Raw genomic sequence first — 4,341 nt, forward strand, 5'->3', positions numbered from 1 at the left:
CATACTCAAAACTTATAAAAAATTCAATACAAAAAAGTAGCCTATAAATTTTTATAGGCTACCCTTAAATTCATCGGTTATTACTTAGCTAATTCTTTCGTACCCTTCATTACATCAATGAAGAATCCCCAGTTATTCACAACAGAAGAAATACTAATATGTTCATCTGGTGTATGAACGTTGAAAATATCTGGACCGAATGAAATTGCGTCTAACTCAGGCATTTTTTGAACAAATACACTACACTCAATCCCTGCATGTACTGCGAAGATTTCAGCATCTTTGTTGTATTTTTCTTGATGCACTTTTTCAAACAAATTTCGAATCTGTGAGTTTGGATTGTATGGCCACTCTGGATATGCTGACTCTAATTCAAATCTCGCGCCAACTAATTCGGCAATATATTTAATCTCATCTGCAATATGTTTTTTCAAACTACTTACTGAACTTCTTACTTCGTTTCGTAATTTAATTTCATCTTGCAACGTTTCAATAACCCCTAAATTTGTTGAGCTTTCTACAAGGCCTTTAATATCCATGCTCATACTTTGAATGCCATTTGGAATTAAGAATAACGATGAAATAAGCTGCTTTTGTGTTTCTTTACCAAATACCTTTTCTGCTTTTTCATCCAATTTTGTCAGTGTAACATGAACATCCGGATCAACAGCACGCATTTCTTCTTGTAATACTCGTGTCCATGATTTTAACTTTTCTTCTACTTGCTCTACATCTTCTGTACGTAATAAAATTGTAGCTACACTTTCACGCGGAATTGCATTTGTTTTTAAACCACCGTGAATTTCACTTATATTAAATTGAATATTAGTAAATAAGTCACGTAAAACTCGTCCTAGTACTTTGTTCGCATTTCCGCGTTGTTTATCAATTTCCATTCCAGAATGTCCGCCTTTAAGTCCACCAACATATAGACGGTATGCATCCATATCAACTGGTGCAGCATCCCAAATTACTGGAATTGTTTCAACTGCTTTCGCACCACCTGCGCTACTTACAAGTAATTTATGATCTTCTTCAGAATCAATATTAATAAATATCTTTCCGTCAAAGTGATTTGCATCAACTGCGAAAGCTCCGCCCATTGTCGTTTCTTCTTCAGTAGTAATAACCACTTCTAAAGATGGATGCGGAATATCTGATGAATCTAATAATGCTAATGCATAGGCAACCGCAATGCCATTATCAGCACCTAAAGTCGTTTCATTTGCATATAACATATCACCAATAATCCTTAGTTCAATTGGATCTTTCTCAAAATCATGAACTGTTGCTTGATTTTTTTCACATACCATATCCATGTGACCTTGAATGATAATAGCTGGTACATTTTCATAGCCAAAAGTTGCTTCTTTTTTAATAATGACATTTAAAGCTTCATCTTGAATGACTTCTAAGTTACGCTCTTTTGCAAACCCCACTAAATAATCACTAATTTCTTTTTCATTACCCGATCCTCTAGGAATCTTTGAAATTTCTGCAAAATGATAAAATACAGGGTGCTTTGTTAATTGTTCTAAAGTAGAATACATTTTTAAGCTCCTCTCAAAATGACAAAATAATATGTACGTCTTTTATTATTATACCATGATTCATTATTTTACCTTTCTTCTAATGTTCTAAATATGTATTATAAACCATTCATTTTATCCTTCTATAGTTCCATTTAACGTAAATAATCTTTACTGATTTTACTATTGGCTGTGAGAGAGTATCATTAAATAGAATTGGTAAAGATGTATATTACGTGCAAATAAAAAGCGAAGGAGCTATCGAAAAAGTAGAAGGTAGAAACTTACGGAACTACACATTGCCCGCATATGATGAAGACGGAGCAAAAAAACAAATTACATTTAGAAGTACTAAAAAAGAAAACGACCATAAATTAAATGAAAACGCATTTTTACGCCTTTATGTGGCTCAAGAGGATAAAGACAAGAATGAAATATCATCTATTGAAGTGAAATCCTATGAAGAAATTCGAGAAGCGGATTTACCTGAACAAGTAAAAGAAAAGTTTACTGTTAACTAAATCAAAACTTTAATTAATGAGGTTTTTCATCCTTCACTACTGATTAATCTGCAAATAATGGGATAAAAAACAAAAGAAAATGCTCTATGCATTTTCTTTTGTTTTTTTCACTTGTATATATTTCGAACTATTACTATTCATAAGCTTTTCTAACCGATTTATATTTTCTGTTAATGCACCTTTCACAAGAGAGAAATCTGTATTTGATTCTTCCTTTTTACCTTTAAAAAACGAAGATTTTTGTACATTTAATTCTGCCATCCCTTCTCCCCCTTTTATAAAAGATACAACCTTTTATTTATATTATATAGCAAATGTAGACAGAGTGTACACTTATCATTTTCTTTTTAATTCTTCTTCTAACTCTTCTACTTGCTGCAAAGTATCTCCTTTTATTAAAGAAAAATCTGTTGCATCTTCATTTTCTTCTTTAAAAAAATCATTGTCATAGTCTTTTATCACTACAATCACCTCTACGTGCTAGTGTAGGAATGATTGTCCTATTTTATACAACTTTGTCCGAATTTGTTTCAACATTATGTATAGATGAAAAGGACAGAAAAAGATTCTGTCCTTACTTATTAAAATAACTGTGATGTATTGTTAAATTATATACGTTTTCAAAGTCTCGATCTTGTAGATTATTCTTCTTTCCATCAATAACAATAAAAACATCGTTCACTATTTTTGCCGGTATTATTCCGACATTTTCTACTTGAACCGCTTGCTGACCATTCAATTGCTCCATGTGTTCTACGGATACTGTAATACTAAATTGAGAGCGAATACCACGGAAATTCGTATTTAATTCGTTCGCTGCTTTAAATACAACAATTTTCGCACCTACTTTTTCCCCATACGAATCAAGAAATGCATTTAAACTTTTTGTATATTCTTCTTCCGTATTCCATTCCATTGTCCCAAATGCTGCTGAATTCACATTTTGAATAATTGTCGTATATATTTCTCCTCTTGCTTTTGAAGCAATTAATGACCGTTTGATTGATTGGACCGTCTTTCCGATATCACTGAATTTGGCGCCCCATATTTCTGAAATGTTAGGTGTCAAAATGAATGCAATATCAACGAAAATTACCATCGCAGTAAACATTAAAAGATTTTTCCAGAGGGTTAAATCTATTCCTTTAATCATGAAATAAACTGTGACTGATGTTATAAACAAACCATACCAAGTTTTTCGAATTCGTTGTTTCTTCTCCTCATACAATTCTTCATTTTTCCAATAAAAGAAAACGAGAACTACAAAGGCGATTGCTAGAATAAATAAGCCGATTCGAATGTTAGAGATCGTCAATCACATCACCCTCCATTCAAAAACTCTTCACGATATCATTACATGCGCAACCAGCTCTCTTTATGACAAAAGACGTGGACAACCTTCTAATTTTAGCTACATCGCATATACATTAGAAGGAGGCCACGTCTTTTGTTATGAATCTACATTGTATATGTAGACAAGCATACGTTTCAAATTTTCATGTTAAAAAGAAATATGTTTCGGAATTTCCCCTTCAGGTACTTCTCCGTCCATACTTAAGTAATAATGACGAATTGGACGTAATTTTTCATCCAACTCATAAACAAGCGGAATGCTAGTTGGAATGTTCAATGACACTACTCCATCACTTGAGAGGTTGTCTAAGTATTTCACTAACGAACGAATTGTATTGCCATGCGATGAAATTATTACTTTTTCACCATTTTTTAATGATGGTGCAATTTCTAAATGCCAATAATCAACGACTCTTTTCTCCGTATCCTCTAAACATTCAGTTAATGGAAATTCGTCTTTTTTAAGTTTCTTATATTTTGGATCGTTCGCCTCATATCGAGGATCAACTTTAGTAAGAGCAGGCGGTCTCACATCAATACTTCTTCTCCAAATATGAACTTTTTCATCTCCATATTTTTTTGCAGTTTCGTCTTTATTCAATCCTTGTAGTGCACCATAATGGCGTTCATTCAACTTCCATGAATTATGTATAGGGACCCAAGTGAGATCCATTTCATGAAGTACAATCCATAATGTCCGAATTGCTCGTTTTAATACTGATGTATATGCAACATCAAACGTATACCCATTCTTTTTTAATATTGCCCCTGCTTCTCTCGCTTCACTTAATCCATTCTTTGATAAATCTACATCTGTCCATCCTGTAAATCGATTTTCAAGATTCCACAAACTTTGTCCGTGACGAATGAGTACAAGTTTTATCATTCTAATTCCCCTCTCGGAAATATGAGTTTTAATGTTCCAATACGTACACATA

General features: G+C 32.9%; 6 protein-coding genes. 1 reads left to right on the top strand and 5 read right to left on the bottom strand.

Translation table 11 applies throughout. The features are described from left to right. Window positions 1-80: 80 nt before the first annotated feature. Entirely contained in the window at window positions 81-1,550 is a 1,470-nt protein-coding gene (gene pepD, locus KI356_RS17530; RefSeq protein ID WP_212936015.1) for a beta-Ala-His dipeptidase, read from the bottom strand. Between the two features lie 143 nt (window positions 1,551-1,693). Between pepD and KI356_RS17535 the strand changes: the two genes are divergently transcribed. Further along, a complete protein-coding gene (locus tag KI356_RS17535) occupies window positions 1,694-2,050 on the top strand; it encodes a YxeA family protein (protein ID WP_212936017.1) in 357 nt (118 codons plus the stop codon). Window positions 2,051-2,134: 84 nt separating this feature from the next. On the opposite strand, the gene spoIISB is transcribed toward KI356_RS17535, so the two are convergent. The 4 genes from spoIISB to gpmA form a co-directional block, all read right to left on the bottom strand. Then, entirely contained in the window at window positions 2,135-2,311 is a 177-nt protein-coding gene (gene spoIISB / locus KI356_RS17540; protein ID WP_164881551.1) for a stage II sporulation protein SB, read from the bottom strand. 75 nt (window positions 2,312-2,386) lie between these two features. Further along, window positions 2,387-2,512, bottom strand: coding sequence for a hypothetical protein (locus KI356_RS17545; RefSeq protein ID WP_002119488.1), 126 nt, complete (start codon window positions 2,510-2,512; stop codon window positions 2,387-2,389). Between the two features lie 112 nt (window positions 2,513-2,624). Beyond that, a complete protein-coding gene (locus KI356_RS17550) occupies window positions 2,625-3,365 on the bottom strand; it encodes a type II toxin-antitoxin system SpoIISA family toxin (RefSeq protein WP_128280061.1) in 741 nt (246 codons plus the stop codon). Window positions 3,366-3,551: 186 nt separating this feature from the next. Continuing rightward, the gene (gene gpmA / locus KI356_RS17555; RefSeq protein WP_212936016.1) at window positions 3,552-4,289 is read right to left on the bottom strand and encodes a 2,3-diphosphoglycerate-dependent phosphoglycerate mutase; all 738 of its coding nucleotides are present in this window, start codon (window positions 4,287-4,289) and stop codon (window positions 3,552-3,554) included. Between the last annotated feature and the right edge of the window lie 52 nt (window positions 4,290-4,341).

The sequence above is a fragment of the Bacillus hominis genome (assembly GCF_018332515.1).
Lineage (GTDB): Bacteria > Bacillota > Bacilli > Bacillales > Bacillaceae_G > Bacillus_A > Bacillus_A hominis.